General features: G+C 72.8%; 18 protein-coding genes and 1 pseudogene. 12 read left to right on the forward strand and 7 right to left on the reverse strand.

What is annotated here, in order from left to right; all coding sequences use genetic code 11:
- The first annotated feature begins 266 nt into the window (after nt 1-266).
- Together ACZ66Z_RS03890 and ACZ66Z_RS03895 are read left to right on the forward strand one after the other, a co-directional pair.
- Nucleotides 267-4031, forward strand: a complete 3765-nt coding sequence (locus ACZ66Z_RS03890) for a choice-of-anchor D domain-containing protein (protein WP_469932388.1) — start codon at nt 267-269, stop codon at nt 4029-4031.
- A 61-nt stretch (nt 4032-4092) separates the two neighbouring features.
- Nucleotides 4093-5421 (forward strand): hypothetical protein, encoded by a 1329-nt coding sequence (locus ACZ66Z_RS03895; RefSeq protein ID WP_469932389.1) that lies wholly within the window; start codon nt 4093-4095, stop codon nt 5419-5421.
- On the opposite strand, the gene ACZ66Z_RS03900 is transcribed toward ACZ66Z_RS03895, so the two are convergent.
- On the reverse strand, nt 5408-6127 hold the full coding sequence (locus tag ACZ66Z_RS03900) for a substrate-binding domain-containing protein (RefSeq protein WP_469932390.1): 720 nt from the start codon (nt 6125-6127) through the stop codon (nt 5408-5410). The genes ACZ66Z_RS03895 and ACZ66Z_RS03900 overlap by 14 nt on opposite strands.
- Before the next feature lie 75 nt (nt 6128-6202).
- Between ACZ66Z_RS03900 and ACZ66Z_RS03905 the strand changes: the two genes are divergently transcribed.
- The 8 genes from ACZ66Z_RS03905 (at nt 6203) to ACZ66Z_RS03940 (ending at nt 13896) form a co-directional block, all read left to right on the forward strand.
- Nucleotides 6203-6970, forward strand: a complete 768-nt coding sequence (locus ACZ66Z_RS03905) for an IclR family transcriptional regulator (RefSeq protein ID WP_469932391.1) — start codon at nt 6203-6205, stop codon at nt 6968-6970.
- Nucleotides 6971-7085: 115 nt separating this feature from the next.
- Nucleotides 7086-8297: a 4-hydroxybenzoate 3-monooxygenase gene (locus tag ACZ66Z_RS03910; RefSeq protein ID WP_469932392.1), complete on the forward strand. Its 1212-nt coding sequence runs from the start codon at nt 7086-7088 to the stop codon at nt 8295-8297.
- Between the two features lie 27 nt (nt 8298-8324).
- On the forward strand, nt 8325-9350 hold the full coding sequence (locus ACZ66Z_RS03915; protein WP_469932393.1) for an amidohydrolase family protein: 1026 nt from the start codon (nt 8325-8327) through the stop codon (nt 9348-9350).
- Between the two features lie 17 nt (nt 9351-9367).
- Nucleotides 9368-10057 (forward strand): 4-carboxy-4-hydroxy-2-oxoadipate aldolase/oxaloacetate decarboxylase, encoded by a 690-nt coding sequence (gene ligK / locus ACZ66Z_RS03920; protein WP_469932394.1) that lies wholly within the window; start codon nt 9368-9370, stop codon nt 10055-10057.
- A gap of 2 nt (nt 10058-10059) precedes the next feature.
- Nucleotides 10060-10977: an amidohydrolase family protein gene (locus ACZ66Z_RS03925; RefSeq protein ID WP_469932395.1), complete on the forward strand. Its 918-nt coding sequence runs from the start codon at nt 10060-10062 to the stop codon at nt 10975-10977.
- 24 nt (nt 10978-11001) lie between these two features.
- Complete coding sequence (ligA, locus tag ACZ66Z_RS03930; RefSeq protein ID WP_469932396.1) at nt 11002-12306, forward strand: protocatechuate 4,5-dioxygenase subunit alpha; 1305 nt, start codon at nt 11002-11004, stop codon at nt 12304-12306.
- A gap of 1 nt (nt 12307) precedes the next feature.
- On the forward strand, nt 12308-13282 hold the full coding sequence (locus tag ACZ66Z_RS03935; RefSeq protein WP_469932397.1) for a Gfo/Idh/MocA family oxidoreductase: 975 nt from the start codon (nt 12308-12310) through the stop codon (nt 13280-13282).
- A 65-nt stretch (nt 13283-13347) separates the two neighbouring features.
- Nucleotides 13348-13896 carry an aldo/keto reductase gene (locus ACZ66Z_RS03940; RefSeq protein ID WP_469932730.1) on the forward strand — a complete coding sequence of 183 codons (549 nt, stop codon included), beginning with the start codon at nt 13348-13350 and terminating at the stop codon, nt 13894-13896.
- Between the two features lie 171 nt (nt 13897-14067).
- Here the strand turns inward: ACZ66Z_RS03940 and ACZ66Z_RS03945 are convergent, their stop codons facing one another.
- The 4 genes from ACZ66Z_RS03945 to ACZ66Z_RS03960 all read right to left on the reverse strand — a co-directional run bounded on the left by ACZ66Z_RS03945 (nt 14068) and on the right by ACZ66Z_RS03960 (nt 17955).
- Nucleotides 14068-14526 carry a MaoC family dehydratase gene (locus ACZ66Z_RS03945; protein WP_469932398.1) on the reverse strand — a complete coding sequence of 153 codons (459 nt, stop codon included), beginning with the start codon at nt 14524-14526 and terminating at the stop codon, nt 14068-14070.
- A 69-nt stretch (nt 14527-14595) separates the two neighbouring features.
- Complete coding sequence (locus tag ACZ66Z_RS03950) at nt 14596-16143, reverse strand: acyl-CoA synthetase (protein WP_469932399.1); 1548 nt, start codon at nt 16141-16143, stop codon at nt 14596-14598.
- Complete coding sequence (locus tag ACZ66Z_RS03955) at nt 16137-17042, reverse strand: amidohydrolase family protein (protein WP_469932400.1); 906 nt, start codon at nt 17040-17042, stop codon at nt 16137-16139. Before ACZ66Z_RS03955 ends, ACZ66Z_RS03950 begins: the two co-directional genes overlap by 7 nt.
- Before the next feature lies 1 nt (nt 17043).
- Nucleotides 17044-17955 carry an SDR family oxidoreductase gene (locus ACZ66Z_RS03960; RefSeq protein ID WP_469932401.1) on the reverse strand — a complete coding sequence of 304 codons (912 nt, stop codon included), beginning with the start codon at nt 17953-17955 and terminating at the stop codon, nt 17044-17046.
- A 205-nt stretch (nt 17956-18160) separates the two neighbouring features.
- On the opposite strand from ACZ66Z_RS03960, the gene ACZ66Z_RS03965 reads away from it, so the two are divergent.
- Nucleotides 18161-18574, forward strand: a complete 414-nt coding sequence (locus ACZ66Z_RS03965; RefSeq protein ID WP_469932402.1) for a MarR family winged helix-turn-helix transcriptional regulator — start codon at nt 18161-18163, stop codon at nt 18572-18574.
- Between the two features lie 85 nt (nt 18575-18659).
- On the opposite strand, the pseudogene ACZ66Z_RS03970 reads toward ACZ66Z_RS03965, so the two are convergent.
- Nucleotides 18660-18872 (reverse strand): annotated as a pseudogene (locus ACZ66Z_RS03970) (FAD-dependent oxidoreductase); the annotation flags it as partial.
- Between the two features lie 111 nt (nt 18873-18983).
- Entirely contained in the window at nt 18984-19697 is a 714-nt protein-coding gene (locus ACZ66Z_RS03975; protein ID WP_469932403.1) for a TetR/AcrR family transcriptional regulator, read from the reverse strand.
- A 92-nt stretch (nt 19698-19789) separates the two neighbouring features.
- On the opposite strand from ACZ66Z_RS03975, the gene ACZ66Z_RS03980 reads away from it, so the two are divergent.
- Complete coding sequence (locus ACZ66Z_RS03980; protein WP_469932404.1) at nt 19790-21424, forward strand: amidohydrolase; 1635 nt, start codon at nt 19790-19792, stop codon at nt 21422-21424.
- The last annotated feature ends 5 nt before the right edge of the window (nt 21425-21429 follow it).

Here is a 21429-nt window from a genome sequence, read left to right on the forward strand (position 1 = left end):
ACACCGGCGGGCGTGCCGGGCGGTGGTCGACCCTCCCCGGCCTGCCGACACCCCTCAGCCTGCCGTGTGCCACTCACGTCTCGCTCACGTTCCGCTAACGCCCGGGGACCTGGCGGATCGGCGAGAAAGCTTGCCGAACACCGCCGTTCGGGTGGATTCGGGAGACGGAACCCGCCACGATGGCGTTCGCGCGAGAGGGCAGGTTCACGACGTGGCCGGCGAACCGTTCCGGTCCCGGTCCCCGTGCGTCCACGCGAGGGGGAGAGATGGCCGGCCGACGCAGGACGATCGCCCGATTCCTGACGACGTCCCTGACGGCGGGCCTCATCGGCGGAGCGTCCGCCGGGGCGGCAGTGCCCGCCGGGGCGGCAGTGCCCGCCGGGACAGTCGTGCCCGCCGGGACCCGACAACCGGCCGCCCCGGCCGGTCTGACGACGGTCTCCCACGACGACCTGCGCACCGGTTGGGACCGGGACGAACCGGGGCTCGCCCCCGACCAGGTGTCCAGCTCGGACTTCGGCCTGCAGTTCTCCACCGCCGTCGACGGCCAGGTCTACGCCCAGCCGCTGGTCGTGGGACGCACCGTGGTCGCGGCCACCGAGAACGACAAGGTGTACGGGATCGACGCCGCCACCGGCGCCGTCGCCTGGAAGAAGGACTTCGGCACCCCCTGGCCCGCGTCCGCCGTCAGCTGCGGGGACCTGGTGCCGAACATCGGGGTCACCTCGACGCCGGTGTACGACCCGGCGAGCAACGCCGTCTACCTCACCGCCAAGGTGAACGACGGCCCGGACGTCCAGCACCCCAACTGGTACGTGCACGCGCTGGACCCGGCGACGGGCGCCGAACGGGCCGGCTGGCCGGTGAAGGTGGCCGGCGCGCCGGTGAACGACCCGGGCCGGGCGTTCGACCCGTACACCGCGGCCCAGCGGCCCGGACTGCTGCTGATGGGCGGTTCGGTGTACGCGGCGTTCGCCTCGCACTGCGACCGGGGACCGTACGTCGGCTACGTCATGGGGGTGAGCACCTCGACGCGGAGGACGACCCTGTGGGCCACCGAGGACTCCGCCGCGAACGGCATGGCGGGGATATGGATGAGCGGGGGCGGTCTGGTCTCCGACGGACCGGGCCGGATCATCTTCTCGACGGGCAACGGGGTCTCGCCCGCGCCCGGTCCCGGCAACCGGCCGCCCGGCCAGCTGGCGGAGTCCGTGGTCCGGCTCGGGGTGAACAGCGACGGCACGATGTCGGCGCAGGACTTCTTCAGCCCCTCCGACGCCCCGATGCTCGACCTGAACGACACGGACCTGGGCTCCGGCGGTCCGGTGGCCCTTCCCGAACCGGCCTTCGGGACCACCCGGTATCCGCGGCTCCTCGTCCAGACCGGCAAGGACGGGCGGCTGTTCCTGCTGAACCGGGACGACCTCGGCGGCCGGAGCCAGGGGCCCGGCGGCACCGACAAGGTGCTCGGCGCCTTCGGTCCGTACGAGGGCGTCTGGGGACATCCCGCGGTGTACGGCGGGCAGGGCGGCTACGTGTACACCATCGGCAGCCGGGGGCCGCTGCGGGCGTTCGCGTACGGACTCACCGGCTCGGGCCTGCCGGGGCTCGCCAACACGGGCAGCAGCGCGCAGCAGTTCGGCTACACCTCGGGTTCGCCGGTGGTGACGTCGACGGGGACGAACCCGGGTTCCGCGCTGGTGTGGGCCGTCGCGTCGGACGGGGCGAACGGGGCCAACGGGCAGCTGCGCGCGTACGACGCGGTGCCCGTGAACGGGGAGATGCGGCTGCGCTGGTCGGCACCGATCGGCACGGCCTCGAAGTTCGCGGTGCCGGCCACCGACGGCGGACGGGTCTACGTGGGGACGCGGGACGGGCACGTGATGGCCTTCGGCCGCCCCGCCAACGCGGCGCTGACGGCCGAGCCGGTCGACGCCGGGGAGGTCGCGGTCGGTGCGACGAGGACGGTGACGGCCACCGTCACGGCGACCCGGGACGTGACGCTCACGGGGGTGAGCACACCGGCGGGCAGCAGGTTCTCGGTGTCCTCCCCGGGTCTGCCCCGGGCGCTGCGGGCGGGCGAGACCCACACGGCCCGGGTGTCCTTCTCACCGACCGCGCCGGGGCCCGACGCCTCGGCCCTGACCTTCGCCACCGATCTGGGCGACAGCGCGCTCGGACTCACCGGGTACGGGACGCGGCCCGGCCTCGTCGCGTCGCCGGCCGCGCTGGACTTCGGGACGGTCCCCACGACGACGCGGAAGACGCTCGGCGTGACGTTCACCAACACGGGCACGGCCGACGAGAGGATCTCCTCCGTCTCCCCGCCGGGCGGCCCGTTCACCGCCTCCGACCTGCCCGCGGCCGGCGCGGTCGTCCCGCCCCGGCAGTCCGTCACCGTGCAGGTGGCGTACGCGCCGACGGCCGCCGGGCGGCACACCGGGACGCTCGCCGTCACCGGGACGAACGGCACGGTGTCCGTGGCCCTCAGCGCCGCCGCCGTGACCGGACGGGCGCAGCTCACCGTCACGCCGACCTCCACGGGCTTCGGTCAGGTGAGGGTCGGCGAGTCCGTGACGAAGACCTTCGACATCAGCAACACCGGCAACATCCCCCTCACCATCACCAAGGCGAAGCCTCCGGCGGCCCCCTTCCACGTCACCAACCCGATCAGCGAGGGACAGGTGCTCGGACCGGAGGACGTCGTCCACCAGGCCGTCACCTTCTCCCCCACGTCCCTCGGTGCGGCGACGGCCGCCTACCAGCTGACTGCCGACGACGGGAGCGGTCCCCACGACGAGGCGCTCACCGGGTCCGGTGTCGCCGGGACGACGGTCACCGTCCCCACGCCCGGCGCGGGCGGCTGGAAGCTGAACGGCTCCACCCGGATCTCCGGCAACGACCTCCAGCTGACCCAGGCGAGCGCCTCCCAGCGGGGTACGGCGGTCTGGCCCGTGCCCGTGCTCACCGACGGGCTGAAGGCCTCCTTCACCACGGTGATCGGCGGCGGCACCGGCGGCGACGGCCTCACGTTCTCGTTGCTCGACCCGGCGAGGACCACGCCCTCCGCGCTCGGCGGCGTCGGCGGCGGCCTCGGCTACGTCGGCCTGCCGGGCGTGGCCGTCGCCTTCGACACGTACCGGAACCCGGGCGACCCGTCCGCCAACTTCGTCGGCGTCGCCACCGGGGGCAGCGGCTCGGCCCTCACCTACGCGTCGACGACGTCGAGCGTGCCGAACCTGCGGTCGGGCACCCACACGGTCTCCGTCTCGGTCACCGGCAAGACCGTCACGGTCTCCGTCGACGGCACCCAGCGGCTGCGGACCACGGTCGTCTCGCTCCCCCCGGCCGCTCTGCTCGCCTTCACCGGCGGGTCGGGCGGCGTGACCGACATCCACGCCGTGCGGGGCGCGTCGATCACCGCCGCCTCGTACGCCGTGCCGCCGCCGGGCCCCAACGGCTGGAAGTACAACGGCAGTGCCGCGCTCTCGGGCACCGCGCTCGTCCTGACCCCGGCCCAGCCGTCCCTGCGGGGTTCGGCGGTCCAGGCGGCCGTCGTGCCCTCCGCCCGGCTGAGGGCCCGCTTCACCGCCACCCTCTCGGGCGGCGGCGTCAGCGGCGGCGACGGGATGGCGCTGCTGTTGCTCGACGCGGCCCGTTCGACCCCCGCCGCCCTCGGCGGCGGGGGCGGCGGGCTCGGCTTCAGCGGCCTGACCGGAGTGGCGGTCACCCTGGACACGCACCTCAACCCCGGGGATCCCGCGTCGAACTTCGTGGGCGTCGCCACCGGCGGCTCGGGCTCCACGCTCCGGTACGCGGCCACCTCGGCGGCCGTGCCCGCGCTGCGTACGGGCAGCCATGTGATCGACGTCAACGCCACCGCCGCCGGCCGGCTCGTCGTGCTGGTCGACGGCGTCCAGGTGATCGACGTGGCACTGGTGCTCCCCAAGAACCTCCTGGTCGGATTCTCCGGCGGTACGGGTGGTTTGACGGATCGTCATGCCGTCACGGGAGTGCGGATCGGTTACTGAGGTGCCCTGCTCGCCCCTCGGAGCGCGTACCCGACCCCCTCAGAAGGAGCGAGCGGCACCGATGACCGGACTGGGCCGGATACACGTGGACGAGTGCCTGCGCGGGGACGGAGGTCTCGCGACGGCCGTCGTGCGGGCGCGGCTGCCCCCCGCCTTCGAGGAGGCCTGGCGCCCGCACCTGCTGCCCCGGCCCTGGTTCGTCCGGGACTCGGAGACGGCCGCGTTCGCCCGGGACCTGGAGGGCCTGTTCGACCTGCTCCTGTCGCTGCCGGAGCGGCTCTTCGACGGGGACGTCGAGCGGTACGCGGCGGAGATCGGGCTCGAACCGGCGCTCGTGGCCCTGCTCCGCCGGGCCGGGTCGGGCGTCCCCGCCAAAATGGGCCGTGCCGACGCGTACCACGACGGCACCTCGTTCGGGCTCCTGGAGTTCAACCCCGGCAGCGAGGTCGGCGGCCTCGACATGGACGTCTTCGACCGGGCGCTGCTGCGGGTCCCCGAGTTCGCGGCCTTCGCGCGCGAGCACGGCCTGGGCCACGTGGACATCGCCGGGCGGACGGCCGCCGTCCTGCGCGACCGCGCCCGCCCCGCGCTGTCCGGCTCCTCGGAACCGGTGATCGGCCTGATCGAGGGGCGCGGCGGCATCGGCCCGTACGGACGGCTGATGCGCGCCGTCCAGGAGGCGATGGCCGAGCAGGGCTTCGACGTGAGGATCGGCGAGATCGGCGACGTACGCGCGCGTGCCGACGGAAAACTCACCCTGGACGGCACCCCGCTCGATCTGGTGCTGCGCAACTTCGCGGCGAGCCAGCTGCTCGACGACCCCGAGGGGCCGGGCGTGGCGGAGCCGTTCTTCCGCGCCCACGAGGCGGGCAGGACCGTGCTGTTCACCTCGCTGGAGAGCGGCCTCTACTCCCACAGGAGCGCCCTCGCCCTCCTCTCCGACCCGCGGTCGGACGACGCCTTCGACACCGGTGAGCGGGCCCTGATCGAGCGGGTCCTGCCGTGGAGCCGGGTGCTGCGCTCCTCCGGGCCGGTCGAGCTCTGCCGTGAGCGGCGGGAGCGGCTCATCCTCAAGCCCGGGGCCGGGTACGGCGGTCCGGACACGTTCGTCGGCCGGGAGTGCACCGACGCCGAGTGGCACAAGGCCCTGGACCTCGCGGTCGAGCGCGGCGGCTACGTGGCGCAGGAGCGGGTCGTGCCACGGCCCGAGCCCGTGTACGACCCGGCGACCGGAACCGTGGACGACTGGATCGCGGCGCTGGGGTCCTTCCTCACCGACGACGGCTACGCGGGCGGGCGCGCACGCGTCAACCGTGCCGACGGCGGCGCGATCGTCGGGATGAGCAGCAACCCGGACACCGGCATGGTCGGGGTGTTCACGCACGCGTGACGGGGCCGGACGTGCCCCCGGCAGCCCGCATGCCCCTGGCGAGGGCTGCCTTCGACGCCTCGTCGGAACCGAGGAGGCCGAGGACTTCGCGGGCACGGGCCGGCCGGGAGGAGACGGCCAGTACGCCTCCGCTGAACGTCGAGGTGATCGCGGTGTCGCCCGGCAGCGGGCCGGCGACGACGACGCCCGGCAGGTCCATCAGCTCGCTGTGCTGCTGAAAGGCCAGATCTGCCCGGCCGGAGGACAGCAGGCTGCCGGCGGGCACGCCCGGTGACGCCTGGACGAGCCGGTCCCGCAGCTCGTCGGCGAGGTCCAGCCGGGCGATCAGATCGACGAGGGCCGTACCGCTGGGACCTGTGGAGTAGGCGATGCTCTTCGCCGACCGCAGTGCGGCCCGCAGATCGGATTCCGAGCGCAGCGGAGGGACCGGTGTTCCCTCGGGCACGGCGGCGACGACCTCTGAGACCCACAGGGGACGCACCGTGTCGCCGAGGACGTGTCCCTGCTCGGTCAGCCCGGCCAACGCGCCCTCGGCCAGCACGAGCACGTCGGACTCGGCGCCGTCCCGCACCCTCCTCGCGATCTCGACGCCGCCCGCGGAATCGAAGCGCACCGGGATGCCATGGGTGAGCCGGACGTGCTCGGTGAGTTCGGCGAGTACGGGGCGGGTCGCCATCGAGGACAGCCCTGAGATCTCTCGGTTCACGTCTCCTCCTTGGTGTGCGGCAGATGGTACGGGCCGCGGTCGGATGCCCCGACGCGGGTCTGCGAGACTGATCGTGTGAGCACGACCCAGAGCACCGCGGCGGGAAAGGTCCTTCTGGTCCTGTCGGCTTTCGACCGCGAGCACCCGTCGCAGACCCTGTCGGACGTCGCCCGGCGAACGGGGTTGGCGCTCAGCACCGCGCACCGTGTGGTGGCGGAACTGGCGGCGTGGGGAGCTCTGGAACGTGCGGAAGACGGGTCGTGGCACGTCGGGTTGCGGCTCTGGGAGATCGCCTCGGGATGCCCCCGTACGCAGATCCTGCGCGATGTGGCCCTGCCGTTCATGCAGGATCTCTACGAGGTGACGCACGAGAACATCCAGCTCGCGGTGCGCGAGGGCACCGAGCTGGTGTTCGTCGAGCGGATCGCCGGGCACCGGTCGGTGCAGCTGCTGACGATGGTCGGGTCCCGGTTCCCCGTCGGTTCCACCGGAATGGGCCGGGTGCTGTTGGCGCACGCGCCGCGGGACATCCAGGAGGAGGTCCTCGAATCGCCGCTGCGGGCGTGGACCCCGCACACCGTCACCGACCCGAAGACGCTGCGTACGCAGCTGGACCGCATCCGCCGCGAGCAGGTCTTCGTCAGTGACCGCCAGCTCTCGGAGGACACGGTCGCGGTGGCCGCGCCCGTACGGATCGGCCGGACCGGACCCGTCAGCGCGGCTCTGGGGATCGTCGTCGCGGCGCGCAGCGCGAACCGTGCGCGGGGGCTGCGTGAACCGCTGCTCAGGGCCGTCCACGGAATCTCCGAGGAGCTCGGCCGGCGAGCCCGCACGGCGCTCTGACCTCCGGGGGAACTTCCGAGGCACTTCCGCCTGACGGAAACGCCGGCGACCGGTCGCCGCTCCGGGTGTCAACGTTCGGGTCACCCCGAACGTTCGCACCCCCGCAGGAGATGCCATGGCCGATGCCCCCGTCGACACCGTCACCTCGGTGCCCGTCGCCGTAGTCGGCGCCGGCCCCGCCGGCCTGATGCTGGCCCACCGGCTCGGACGGGCGGGCATCGAGACGATCGTGCTCGACACCCGCACCCGGCACGAGATCGAGACGACGCAGCGGGCCGGCGTCCTGGAGGCGGACGTCGCCCGGGACCTGGTCGAGACCGGCGTCTCCGACCGGATCCTGCGCGAGGGCCACGAGCACGAAGGCACCGAGATCCGGTTCGGCGGCCGGGCGCACCGGATCCACTTCAAGGCGCTGGTGGGCGAGTCGGTGTGGCTCTATCCGCAGACCGACGTCTTCATCGACCTGGCCGACGCGCGGGACCGGGACGGCGGCACGGTCCACTTCGGCGTCGAGGACACCGAAGTCCTCGACATCACCACCGACGCCCCGCGGGTCCGCTACACCGCCGCCGACGGCTCCCGCCACGAGGTCCGCGCGCGCTACGTGGTCGGCGCCGACGGCTCCCGCAGCACGTGCCGCAACCTGATCCCCGAGGACCGTCGGGTGCGGTACGGCAAGGAGTACCCCTTCGCCTGGTTCGGCATCATGGCCGAGGCCCCGCGCAGCGCCCCCGAGCTGGTCTACGCCCACTCCGACCACGGGTTCGCGCTGATCAGCCAGCGGACCGAGACCGTGCAGCGGATGTACTTCCAGTGCGACCCCGACGAGTCCGTCGACGCGTGGTCGGACGACCGGATCTGGGAGGCGCTCCAGGCCCGGGTGGCCGGCGAGGACGGCTTCCGCCTCGCCGAGGGGCCGGTGCTCGAGAAGGCGGTGCTGCGGTTCCGGTCGTTCGTGCAGGAGCCGATGCGCTGGGGCTCGATGGTGCTCGCGGGAGACGCGGCGCACACGGTGCCGCCGACCGGCGCCCGCGGGCTCAACCTCGCCCTGCACGACGTGAAGGTGCTCGCCGACGTCCTCCTGCGGGCGCTCGGCGACGGGGGCGGGGCCGCGCTCGACGACTACCAGCCGCAGGCCCTGCAGCGGATCTGGCGGGCGCAGAACTTCTCCCACTGGCTGACCGAGCTGCTGCACACGCCGCCCGGCGCCTCGCCGTTCGACCGGCGCCGCCGGCTCGCCGAGCTCGACAACGTGGTGGGAACGCGTGCCGGACGCACCTATCTCTCCGAGCAGTACACCGGCTGGCCCGTCAGCGCCCAGGGCTGACGACCGACGACTCCCAGGAGCACATCCATGATCATCGACTGCCACGGTCACTTCACCACCGCGCCGCCGCAGTTGGGCCGGTGGCGCGACCGTCAGATCGCGGCGGCCGAGGGCCGCGGCCCCGTCCCGGACCCCGACGAGCTGGTCATCACCGACGACGACCTGCGGCAGGCGATCGAGGGCAACCAGCTGCGGCTCATGAACGAGCGCGGCAGCGACCTGACGATCTTCTCCCCGCGTGCCAGCTTCATGGCCCACCACATCGGTGACTTCGAGGTCTCCTCGGTGTGGGCCCGGATCTGCAACGACCTGGTCCACCGCGTCAGCACGCTCCACCCCGACCGCTTCGCGATGGGCGCGATGCTGCCGCAGTCGCCGGGCGTCGACCCCGCGACCTGCCTGCCCGAGCTGCGCCGCGCGGTCGAGGAGCTCGGGGCGGTCACGATCAACCTCAACCCCGACCCGTCGGGCGGCAGGTGGACCGCGCCGCCGCTGACGGACCGCAGCTGGTACCCGCTGTACGAGGCGATGACGGCGTACGACATCCCCGCGATGATCCACGTCAGCACCTCGTGCAACCCGGCGTTCCACACCACCGGCGCCCACTACCTCAACGCCGACACCACGGCGTTCATGCAGCTGCTCCAGGGCGACCTCTTCACGGACTTCCCGACGCTGCGGTTCGTGATCCCGCACGGCGGCGGCGCCGCCCCGTACCACTGGGGCCGGTTCCGCGGCCTCGCCATGGCGCTCGGCAGGCCGGACCCCGAGACCCTGCTCGACAACGTCTTCTTCGACACCTGCGTCTACCACCAGCCCGGCATCGACCTGCTGACGCGGGTCGTGCCCAGCCGGTCCGTGCTCTTCGCCAGCGAGATGATCGGCGCGGTCCGCGACATCGACCCGCACAGCGGTCATCACTTCGACGACACGAAGCGGTACGTCGACGCCACCCCGCACCTCTCCGACGAGGAGCGCGCCGCCGTGTACTCCGGCAACGCCCTGCGCGTCCACCCCCGACTCGCCGCCCGCCTCGCCGCGGCCGGCCGCTGACCCCAGGAGAAGCACCCATGGAACACACCGAACTCGGCGTCGTCCACACGAAGGTCGACCGGGCCGACCCGGAGGCCGTCGCGGAGCTGGCGAAGTACGGCGTCGCCACGGTCCACGAGGCCATGGGCCGGGTGGGGCTGATGCGCCCCTACCTGCGCCCCGCCTACCCGCAGGCCCGGATGTGCGGCACGGCCGTGACCGCGCTGCTCCAGCCCGGCGACAACTGGATGCTCCACGTCGCCGCCGAGCAGATCCAGGACGGCGACGTCGTCGTCGCGGCCTGCACGACCGAGAGCGAGGACGGCTTCTTCGGCGAGCTGCTCGCCACGTCGTTCCGCGCCCGCGGCTGCCGGGGCCTGATCATCGACGGAGGCGTCCGCGACGTCACCGACCTGGAGCGGATGGACTTCCCCGTCTTCTCCCGCGCGATCAACGCCAAGGGCACCGTCAAGGCCACCCTCGGCTCCGTGAACGTGCCCGTGGTCTGCGGCAACGCCCTCGTGCGCCCCGGTGACGTGATCGTCGCCGACGCCGACGGCGTCGTCGTGGTGCCGCGCGAGCGTGCCGCCGAGGTGGCCGCCGCCTCCGCCGCCCGCGAGGCGAACGAGGAAGGCAAGCGCGCGCAGTTCCGCGCGGGCCGGCTCGGCCTGGACGTGTACGACATGCGCGGCCCGCTGGCCGAGCTCGGCCTGCGGTACGAGGACTGAGGATGACGACCTTCGAGAAGACCCCGGGCTGGCTGGACTGGTACGCCGGTCCGAGCCGGCCGCAGTTCCGGCTCCCCTCCGGCGCCGTGGACGCGCACTGCCACGTCTTCGGACCGGGCGCCGAGTTCCCGTACGCGCCCGAGCGCAAGTACACGCCCTGCGATGCGTCCAAGGACCAGCTCTTCGCGCTCCGCGACCACCTCGGCTTCGCCCGGAACGTCGTCGTGCAGGCGACCTGTCACGGCGCCGACAACACCGCCATGGTCGACGCGCTGCGGGCCTCCGACGGCCTGGCCCGGGGCGTGGCGACGCTGCGCCCCGACGTCACCGCCGCCCAGGTGCGGGAGCTGCACGAGGCGGGTGTCCGCGGGGTGCGGTTCAACTTCGTCAAACGCCTCGTGGACGCGGCGCCGCAGCAGGACCTGCTGGACATCGCCGAGAAGATCGCGCCGTACGGCTGGCACGTCGTCGTCTACTTCGAGGCGGCCGACCTCGCCGACCTGCGGGAGTTCTTCCTGTCCATCCCGGTGCCGCTGGTCGTCGACCACATGGGACGGCCGGACACCGCGAAGGACCCGGAAGGGCCCGACTTCGAGGCGTTCCTGAACTTCATGCGGGCCCGGCCGGACATCTGGTGCAAGGTGACGTGCCCGGAACGCCTCTCGGTGAGCGGCCCGCCGGCCCTCGACGGGGAGCAGCGGGCCTACCGGGACGTCGTCCCGTTCGCCCGGCGGGTGGTCGAGGAGTTCCCCGACCGGGTCCTGTGGGGCACCGACTGGCCGCACCCCAACCTCACCGACCACATGCCCGACGACGGCCTGCTCGTCGACTTCCTTCCGCACGTCGCGCCGACGCCGGAGCTCCAGCGGAAGCTGCTCGTCGACAACCCGATGCGCCTGTACTGGCCCGACGCCGACTGACCCTCCCCCGATTGGAGTCCCAGCATGTCGCTGGACAAGACCTACAAGCTGGTGCCGGGGACGACCGTCTTCGACGCCGAGCAGTCGGCCAAGGGCTACCACCTCAACCAGTTCTGCATGTCGCTGATGACGGCGGAGAACCGCGCGAGCTACCTCGCCGACGAACGCGCCTACCTGGACGCCTGGCCGCTGCGGGAGGAGCAGAAGCAGGCGCTGCTCGACCGCGACCTGAACGCGGCGATGCGCGAGGGCGGGAACATCTACTTCCTCGCCAAGTGGGGTGCCACGCTGGGCTTCTCGTTCCAGCAGATGGCGGGCTCGATGACCGGCATGACCGAGGAGGAGTACCGCGCGATGATGGTCGGCGGCGGCCGCTCGATCGAGGGGAACCGGATCGACCACGCCGTCCTCGAAGCGGCCCACGCCCCGGCGGCCCCCGCCGGACACGCCGGGATCACCGGTGCCGTCTTCACCTCGCACGTGCCGGCGATCGGTGCGGCGCTCGACCACGGCAAGACCGAGGAGCCGTACTGGCAGCCGCTCTTCGCGGGGTACGAGTACTCCAAGGCGTGGGAGAAGGAGAACGTCCCCGACGTCGTCCTCCTGGTCTACAACGACCACGCCAGCGCCTTCGACCAGTCGATGATCCCGACCTTCGTGCTGGGCACCGGCGCCTCCTACCCCATCGCCGACGAGGGGTACGGGCCGCGCCCCGTGCCCGGCATCGAGGGCGACCCCGACCTGGCGGCGCACATCGCGCACTCGCTGATCCGGGACGACTTCGACCTGACGCTCGTCAACGAGATGGCCGTCGACCACGGTCTGACCGTCCCGCTGTCGCTGATGTTCGGCGACGTCGAGGAGTGGCCGTGCAGGGTCATCCCCTTCCACGTCAACGTGGTGCAGTACCCCGTTCCCTCGGGGGCCCGCTGCTTCGAGCTCGGCCAGGCCCTGCGCAGGGCCGTCGAGTCGTACGACCGCCCGCTCAAGGTGCAGGTGTGGGGCACCGGCGGCATGAGCCACCAGCTCCAGGGCCCGCGCGCCGGCCTCATCAACCGGGAGTGGGACAACGCCTTCCTGGACCGGCTGGTCGAGGACCCCGCCGGCCTCGCGCAGGTGCCGCACCTGGAGTACGTCGAGGAGGCCGGCTCCGAGGGCATCGAGCTGGTCATGTGGCTGATCGCCCGCGGCGCGTTGAGCGACGTCGACGGCTCCGGCGAGGTCGAGGTCAAGCACCGCTTCTACCATGTGCCGGCGTCCAACACGGCCGTCGGACACCTGATCCTGGAAAACCGCCCCCGGGCCGAAGAGCCCGCCGTGAAGGAGTGACATGACTGACGACCGGACCCTACGGATCGCCCTCGTCGGCGGCGGTGCCTTCGGTGCCAAGCACGCGGCGGCGCTGAAGCGGATCGAGGGCGTCGAGGTGGCCGCCGTGGTGAGCAGCAGCCTCGAACGCGCCCAGAAGTTCGCCGCGGAGCAGGGCGTCGGGCGCGCCGTCGCCTCCCTGGACGAGGTGCTCGCGAGGGACGACATCGACGCCGTCGTCCTCGCCACCCCCACGCAGCTGCACGCCTCGCAGACGCTGGCGTGCCTGGAGGCGGGCAAGCACGTCCAGGTCGAGATCCCGCTCGCCGACTCGCTCGCGGACGCCGAGGCGTGCCAGGCCGCGGCGGAGCGCACGGGCCTGGTGGCGATGGTGGGCCACACCCGCCGGTTCAACCCGAGCCACCAGTGGGTGCGGCAGCGGATCGAGGCCGGCGAGTTCCACATCCAGCAGATGGACGTGCAGACGTACTTCTTCCGCCGGCAGAACCTCAACGCGCTCGGCGAGCCGCGCTCCTGGACCGACCACCTGCTGTGGCACCACGCCGCGCACACGGTCGACCTGTTCGCGTACCAGGCGGGTTCGCCGATCGTGCAGGCCAACGCCGTGCAGGGCCCCCTCCACCCCGAGCTGGGCATCGCGATGGACATGTCGATCCAGCTGCGGGCGGAGAACGGCGCCCTCTGCACCCTGTCGCTGTCGTTCAACAACGACGGGCCGCTCGGCACGTTCTTCCGCTACATCGGCGACACCGGCACCTACCTCGCCCGGTACGACGACCTGTTCACCGGCAAGGAGGAGCCGATCGACGTCAGCGGCGTCGACGTGTCGATGGACGGCATCGAGCTCCAGGACCGCGAGTTCGTCGCCGCCGTCCGCGAGGGCCGCGAGCCGAACTCCTCCATCGCCCGGGTGCTGGCCTGCTACCGGACCCTGGCGGCGCTGGAGCAGCAGCTGAACGCCGTCGCGGGCTCGTGACCGCCGCTTCGTGACCCGGCGCGGGGCTCGCCCCGCGCCGGGTCGGTCCGTTCGAGGTCCCGGCCATCGGCCTGGGCTGCATGAACCCGAGCCACGCGTACGGTGTCCCGCCGACGCAGGAGGCCGCCGAGGAGGTGCTGCTGACGGCGCTGGAGGAGGGCGTCGCGCTCTTCGACACCGCCGCCCTCTACGGCTTCGGCGCGAACGAGGAGCTGGTCGGCCGGGTGCCGGCCCGGCACCGGGACCGCATCGTGCCGGCCGGCAAGTGCGGGATGACCGGGGTCGACGGCCGGCGCGTCATCGACGGGCGGCCGGAGGTCCTCCGGCGCACCGTGGACGGGTCGCCGGCCCGGCTTCGCACCGATGTCATCGACATCTCCTACCTGCACCGGGTCGACCGGCGGGTCCCGGTGGAGGAGAGCGTCGTGGCGATCCCCGGCAGGCGGTCGGTCTCGCATCTGCGGGAGAACCTGTCCGTGCTCGGCCCGGAGGTTCCGGGCGAGGCTCTCGACGCGGCGGACCGGCTGCTGAACGCCACGACCGTCCACGGGGCACGCTACGGCGAGTCCACGCTCGCCGAGACCGACACCGGGCGCTGCGGCCGGGCGGGCTGACACGCGTGACGAAGGGGCGGTACCGACCTCGTGGTCGGTACCGCCCCTTCGTCACGCGTCGTCCGGCGGGCGGGGTCTTCGTCGCCCCGCCCGCCCCGGCGGCCCGCAGTCGGCCTCCGCCCGTGCGGTGAACGGAGGCCTCCCCCCGTGCGGGCACGACGGGTGGTCCTGTCAGGCGTAGTGGCGGTACACGGCCTCGGCGACGCAGGCCGGCTTGTCCTGGCCGTCGACCTCGACGGTGAACGTCAGGGGCATCTGCACCCCGTTGCCCTTGACCTCCTCGACCGTGCCGACGACGCCGTGGAGGCGGATCTTCGCGCCGACGGGGACGGGGCTGGGGAAGCGCACCTTCTCCAGGCCGTAGTTGACGCTCATCCTGGTGCCGGTGATGCTGAGCAGCTCTCCGAAGAGCGGGATGACGAGGGAGAGCGTGAGGTAGCCGTGGGCAATGGGGCCGCCGAACGGCCCGTCCTTGGCCTTCTCCGGGTCGGTGTGGATCCACTGGTGGTCGTCGGTGGCGTCGGCGAAGGTGTTCACCCGGTCCTGGGTGATCTCGAGCCATCGCGTGCGGCCGAGGTCGGCTCCGCTGAGGGACGTGAGCTCGGCGAGGCCGTTGGCGGTGGTGGACATGGAAGTTCCTTTCGTCGGCAGGGGGGTGACGGGGGAGCAGCGCTCTCGGGAGCGCTGCTCCCCCGTCCGTCACGCGTGGGGGCGCTCGGTGGGGCCGGTGGCGTAGGCCTCGCGCACGGCGGGCTTGATGATCTTCCCGGAGGGTGTGCGGGGCAGCGCCCGGGTCACGACGAGCGACTTGGGGATCTTGTACTTGGCGAGCCGGCCCTTGAGGTGGCCGAGGATGTCGTCCTGGTCGGCGTCGGCTCCGGGCCGGAGGACGACGACGGCGCGGCCGACCTCGCCCCAGACCGGGTCGGGCACACCGATGACCGCGCATTCGGCGACGGCGGGGTGGTGGAGGACCGCGTCCTCCACCTCGGCCGGGTAGACGTTCTCACCGCCCGAGACGAACATGTCCTTGGCCCGGTCGACGATGTAGGCGAAGCCCTCGGCATCGGTCCGGGCGATGTCACCGGTCCGCAGCCAGCGGCCGTCGGTGAAGGCGGCCTCGGTGTCCTCGGGCCGTTCCCAGTAGCCGGTCATGACGTTGGGGCCGTGGACGAGGACCTCGCCGCGCTCCTCCGGGCCCGCCTCCCGGCCGTCGGGCCCGACGACGCGGGTGTCGGTGAAGAAGTGCGGCACTCCGGCGGAGCCCGCCTTCTCCGAGGCCTTCTCCCGGTCCAGGAACAGGACGCCGGGGGACGCCTCGGTCATGCCGTAGCCCTGGCTGAAGGCCAGGCCGCGGTCGAGGTACGTGGCGATGGTGCGGGCGGGCACGGGGGCGCCGCCGCAGTTGAGAGTGCGCAGGCTCGACAGGTCGGCCGTCGCCCAACGGGGCCGGGCGGCGATGGCGTCGTACATGGTGGGGACGCCGAACATGTACGTCACCCCCAGGTCCTCGACGAGCTGCAGGACGCGTTCGGCGTCGAAGGCTCCGAGGAGGACCACGCGGCCGCCCTTGAGGAGGGTCGGCAGGCAGGTCATGTTGAGGCCGCCGGTGTGGAACAGCGGGGCGACGACGAGGGTGACCTCGTCGCCGGACAGGTCGGTGTCGACGAGGACGTTGACGCTGTTCCAGGTGATGTTGGCGTGGGAGAGGACGGCGCCCTTGGGGCGGCCCGTGGTCCCGGAGGTGTACATGATCATGCACGGGTCCTCGGGCGCCACGGCCTCGTCCAGCGGGTCGGTCCCGGCGCCGGCGAGCAGTTCCTCGTAGCCGAGGCCACCGTCCTCGTCGGGGCCGGCGAGGGCGATCCGGTGCGGTACCTCCGCCTCGGCCACCACGGCACGGGCCGCGGCGGCCTGCTCGGGCGCGTGGACGAGGACGGTGCTGCCCGAGTCGGCCAGATTGTAGGCCAGCTCCGGCGCCGCGAGCCGGGTGTTGAGGGGGACGAAGACCGCCCCCAGGGCCCCGGCGGCGAACAGGGTCTCCAGGAACGCCGGGTGGTTGGGGCCGAGGTACGCGACCCGGTCCCCCCCTGCCACGCCGAGTGCCCGCAGGGCGTGGGCGAGGCGCAGCACGCGCTCGTTCAGCTCGCGGTAGGTCCGGGTGCGGTCCTCGTGGACCACGGCGACCCGGTCGGGCGTCTTGCGGGCCCGGCGCGCGGGCCAGGAGCCGATGCCTTGGTTCAACATGGTTGTCCCTTTCGGTCCGCCGTCAGGCCCAGCACGTAGGCGGCGTTCCCCTTGAGGATCTTCGGCCGGACCTCGGGCTTGATGTCGAGCTTCTCGAAGTCGGCGAGCCACCGGTCGGGGGTGATGACGGGGTAGTCGGAGCCGAAGAGCACCTTGTCCTTGAGCAGGGTGTTGGCGTACCGGACGAGCTGCGGGGGGAAGTACTTCGGGGACCAGCCGGACAGGTCGATGTAGACGTGCGGCTTGTGGGTGGCGACCGCCAGGGCCTCGTCCTGCCAGGGGAAGGACGGGTGGGCCAGGATGATCCGCAGCTCGGGGAAGTCGACGGCCACGTCGTCGACCAGCATCGGGTTCGAGTACTTCAGCCGGATGCCGCCGCCGCCCGGGACGCCGGCGCCGATGCCGGTCTGGCCGGTGTGGAAGAGCGCGGGAACGCCCAGCTCCTCGACGGCCTCGTACAGGGGGTAGGCGAGCGGGTCGTTCGGGGCGAACGCCTGGATGCTCGGGTGGAACTTGAAGCCGCGGACGCCGTGCTCCTCGACCAGGCGCCGGGCCTCCCGGACGCCCGCGCGTCCCTTGTGCGGGTCGATGCTCGCGAAGGGGATGAGCGTGTCGGCGTGGGCGGCGCAGCTCTCCGCGATCTCCTCGTTGGAGATCCGCGGGTGGCCCGTGGCGTGCTCGGCGTCGACGGTGAACACCACGGCCGCCATGCGGCGCTCCCGGTAGTGGTCGGCCATCTCGTCGATGGTCGGCTGCCGGTGGCCGTGGGCCTTGAAGTACTCCTCGGAGGCTCCGAAGAGCTCCGGGCTCAGCGCCCCGTGGCCGTCCTTGGAGATCTCCGCGTGCGTGTGGACATCGATGGCCGTGAGCCGGTCGAGGTCGAGCGCGAGGTCGCTCATGTCACGCCACCGGGGCCTGGGGCGCGGGGATGCCGTAGGTCTCGGGCTCGGCCCCGACGCCGCCCGGCCACTCGGCGGCGATGGCGTCGCCCGTCCAGCCGCCGTCGGCGAAGGCGACGGACTTCTCCTTGGGGTGGGCCCACAGGGCGAGTCGGTCGCCGCCGATGCCGATGGCCTGACCGGTCACTCCGTCGGAGTCGTCCGAGGCCAGGAAGGCGATCAGGGCGGCGACGTCCTCGACGGTGCCGAGGCCCTCGTCCTTGCGCAGCCAGTCCGGAAGCGGCTTGCCCGTGCGCTCGGACTCCTCGATGACCGGGGCGAAGGCCGGGATGGTCTTGGTCATCTCGGTGGCGGCGACCGGGACGACGGCGTTGACGGTGATGCCGGCGCGGCCCAGCTCCATGGCCCAGGTGCGGGCCATGGCGACGATGCCCGCCTTGGCTGCCGCGTAGTTGGTCTGGCCGAAGTTGCCGCGCTGGCCGGCCGGGGAGGAGATGAGGACCAGCCGGCCGCCGGTGCCCTGCTCGCGCATGCGGACGGCGGCGGCGCGGGCGCAGGTGAAGGTGCCGCGCAGGTGGACGCGGACCACGTCGTCGAAGTCCTCGTCGGTCATCTTCCACAGCACGCGGTCGCGCAGGATGCCGGCGTTGGTGACGAGCACGTCCAGGCGTCCGAACTCCCGCACCGCCGCGTCCACCAGCTCCTGCGCGGCCGCACTGTCGCCCACCGCCGCGACGACGCCGGCCGCCCGGCCCCCCTCGGCCGTGATGGCGGCGACGGCGCCGTCGACGACGACCTGGTCGACGTCGTTGACCACGACGGCGGCGCCGGCCGCGGCGAGAGCCTGTGCGTAGGCCAGTCCGAGACCGCGTCCGCTGCCGGTGACGACGGCGACCTTGCCGTGAAGATCCATGAGGGGTGCCTCTCGCAAAGGGGGTGGAAGGGGGTGTGCCGAAGTCCCGGTACGAGCCAGGATCGACAGGAATCCTGATGAACGCCAGTCTGGGCATCAACAGGATTCCTGTCAATGTTTTAGGGTGGGGGTGCCGTCACCCCGGCGGCAGCCGGTCCGGGAGCGGTACGACCGTCCCGGGCGCACCCACCACGGGAGGACGAACGTGAGCACCTCACTGCTCTACCTGCTCAAGAGGACGGAGCTGGCGGTGCGGGCCCGCCTGGAGGAGCTGGTCAAGCCCGCCGGCATCACGGCCCTGCAGTACACCGCCCTGACGGTGCTGGAGCGGCACGACGGCGTCTCCGCCGCCCAGCTCGCCCGCGACTCCTTCGTCACCGCCCAGTCGATGGCCGACATGGTGCGCGCCCTGGAGGGCCGGGGCCTGATCCGCCGCGAGCCCAACCCCGCCAACCGTCGCGAACGCCTCATCCTGATCGCCGACCCGGGACGGCGACTGCTCGCCGAGTACGCCGAGCCGGCCCGCGCGCTGGAGGAGCGCATGGTCGCAGGTCTGAGTGCCGAGGAGATCGACGTGCTCAGGGAGGCGCTGATCGGGGCGTGGCGGTCCCTCTCCTAGGGGAAGGGGTCAGCCGCGAGGGGCGTCGCGCTCGACGTACTGGCGGATCCCGGGCGGCGCCCGGTCAGGCGGCGCCGCCCGGCCCGCCGACCCCGTCGGCCTCGACCAGCACGACGTCGGCGGAGGGGTCGCGCTCCTTGGCGACGAGTGCGGTCCACAGGCCGGTGCAGCCGCCGCCGACCACGAGGAGGTCACGGGTGGTGCCGCCGACGAGGGCGGGGGCGGGCTGCGGTCGGCGGGGGTCGTCGAGCCAGAACGGAGTGTGGTCGACGTCCCGGAGCGCGCCGAGGTGGTCCATGGGTGTTCCTTCGGGGTCGCGGAGGCGCCCGAGCGCGGGAAGCCTCCGAAGTGCCGCCCATGAGACTCCGCCGCGCGGAACAAGGTCAATGGTGTTGACGTAGGCGCCGGGTCACCCGTCCGGGCTCGGCTCCGGGCGCAGCGCCCCCACCGCGCTCAGCATCAGTTCCAGGGCGAACGGATAGCCGCTGTCGCGCATGTCCGCGGCGAGCAGCGGGAAGGTCGCGGCGATGTTCGGGTGGGTGTCGGGCGACAACCTGCCGTAGACCGCGTGCCAGACCTCCGCCTCCTTGTCCTGGGCGGCGGGCGGCAGGGCGAGCGCGGCGGCGTCCTGGGCCGCGAAGGCGAGGGCCTGGTCGACGAAGGCGTGGTAGATCCGCACGGCGAGGGCGTCCGGGAAGCCGGCCGCCCGCAGGACGCCGAGGATCCGCTCGACGGCCCGGGTCTCGTACGGCCGACCGGTGGTGCGGTGGGCCGCGAGGGCCGCCGCCTGCGGATAGGCCTGGTAGCAGCCGTGGATGCGAAGTCCCAGCTCACGGAGGTCCGTTCGCCAGTCCCCGGTGGCCGTCCAGCCCTCCTGCGCGCGGCCGATGATCTCGTCGGCGACGGCGAGCAGCAGGGCGTCGGTGTTCCGGAAGTAGCGGTAGAGGGCCGTGGGGTCGGCGCCGAGCGCGGCCCCCAGTCTCCGTACCGACAGGGCCTCCGCGCCGTGCTGGGCGATCAGGCGCAGCGCGGTCTCGACGATGAGCCGCTCCGAGAGGACGGCGCCCTGCTTGGTGGGGCGGCGGCGCTGCCGCCGACCTTCGGGAACCACGCGTTCGGACATGGCCGGAACCTTACGTCAACACCATTGACGTGTAAACGACCCGCCCGCTTGCATGGCGCCCACCAACCGACACCACATGTTCTGGAGCGCCCATGACCACGGCCGATCTGGTCTTCACCCGCGGGCCCGTCTTCACGGCGGACCCGGCCCGCACCCGGGCGACCTCGCTCGCCGTCGTCGGCGAGCGGATCGCGGCGGTCGGCCACGACGAGGTGCGGGACCTCGTCGGGCCCGGCACGGAGGTCGTCGACCTGACGGGGAAGCTGCTGCTCCCCGGCTTCCAGGACGCCCACATCCACGCCGTCGGCGGCGGCAAGGAGCTGGCCGAGTGCGACCTCACCGGAACGGTGGGCGTCGCCGACTACCTGGAGCGGATCCGGGAGTACGCGGACGCCCACCCGGAGCGCGCCTGGATCACCGGCGGCGGCTGGTCGATGGAGAGCTTCGAGGGCGGACTGCCCACCCGGCGGCTGCTCGACTCCGTCGTCCCCGACCGGCCGGTCCTGCTGTCGAACCGGGACCACCACGGCGCCTGGGCCAACTCCCGCGCCCTGGAGCTCGCGGGGATCACCGCCGGCACTCCCGATCCGGCCGACGGGCGGATCGAGCGGGAGGCGGACGGCTCCCCCAGCGGCATGCTCCAGGAGGGCGCGATCGGCCTGGTCGGCCGACTGGTGCCGGAGGCCACCGCCGAGGACCGCCTCGCCGGTCTGCTGCGCGCCCAGAAGCTGCTGCACTCGCTCGGCATCACGGCCTGGCAGGACGCGCTGCTCGGCTCCTTCGGCGGCATGGCCGACCCGTCGGAGGCGTACCTGACGGCCGCCGGCGACGGTTCGCTGACCGCCCGGGTGACCGGGGCGCTCTGGTGGGACCGGGAGCGGGGCTCCGAGCAGATCCCCGAACTGGTCGCCCGCCGCGAGAAGTTCAGCCTCGGCCGGTTCCGGGCCGGATCGGTGAAGATCATGCAGGACGGCATCGCGGAGAACTTCACCGCGGCCATGACCGCCCCGTACCTGGACGGCTGCGGCTGCGCCACCGCCAACAGCGGGCTGAGCTTCGTCGATCCCGGGGCGCTGCGCGGGTACGTGACCGAGCTCGACGCGCTCGACTTCCAGGTCCACTTCCACGCGCTGGGCGACCGGGCCGTGCGCGAGGCCCTGGACGCGCTGGAGGCCGCGATCGCCGCGAACGGGCGGCGCGGCAACCGGCACCACCTCGCGCACCTCCAGGTCGTCCACCCCGACGACCTGGCCCGGTTCGCGGCGCTCGGCGCCATCGCCAACATCCAGCCGCTGTGGGCCGCGCACGAACCGCAGATGGACGAGCTGACCATTCCGTTCCTGGGCCCCGAACGCGCCGCCTGGCAGTACCCGTTCGGCGATCTGGTACGGGCCGGGGCCACCCTCGCCGCCGGCAGCGACTGGCCGGTCAGCAGCCCGGACCCGCTCGCGGGCATCCACGTCGCCGTCAACCGCCGCGACCCCGAGGCCACCGACGACCGGGTCTTCTACGCCGAGCAGCGCCTCGACCTCACCACGGCGCTCGCCGCCTACACGGCGGGCACCGCCCATGTGAACGGCCTCGACGACACCGGCAGCCTGCGCCCCGGCCACCTCGCCGACCTGGTCGTCCTGGACCGGGACGTCCTCACCGGGCCGCCGGAGGAGATCGCCGAGGCCCGGGTGGAGCGGACGTACGTGGGCGGACGGCTGGTCCACGCGGTCTGACCGGG

Source organism: Streptomyces sp. NPDC107498, from assembly GCF_055582805.1.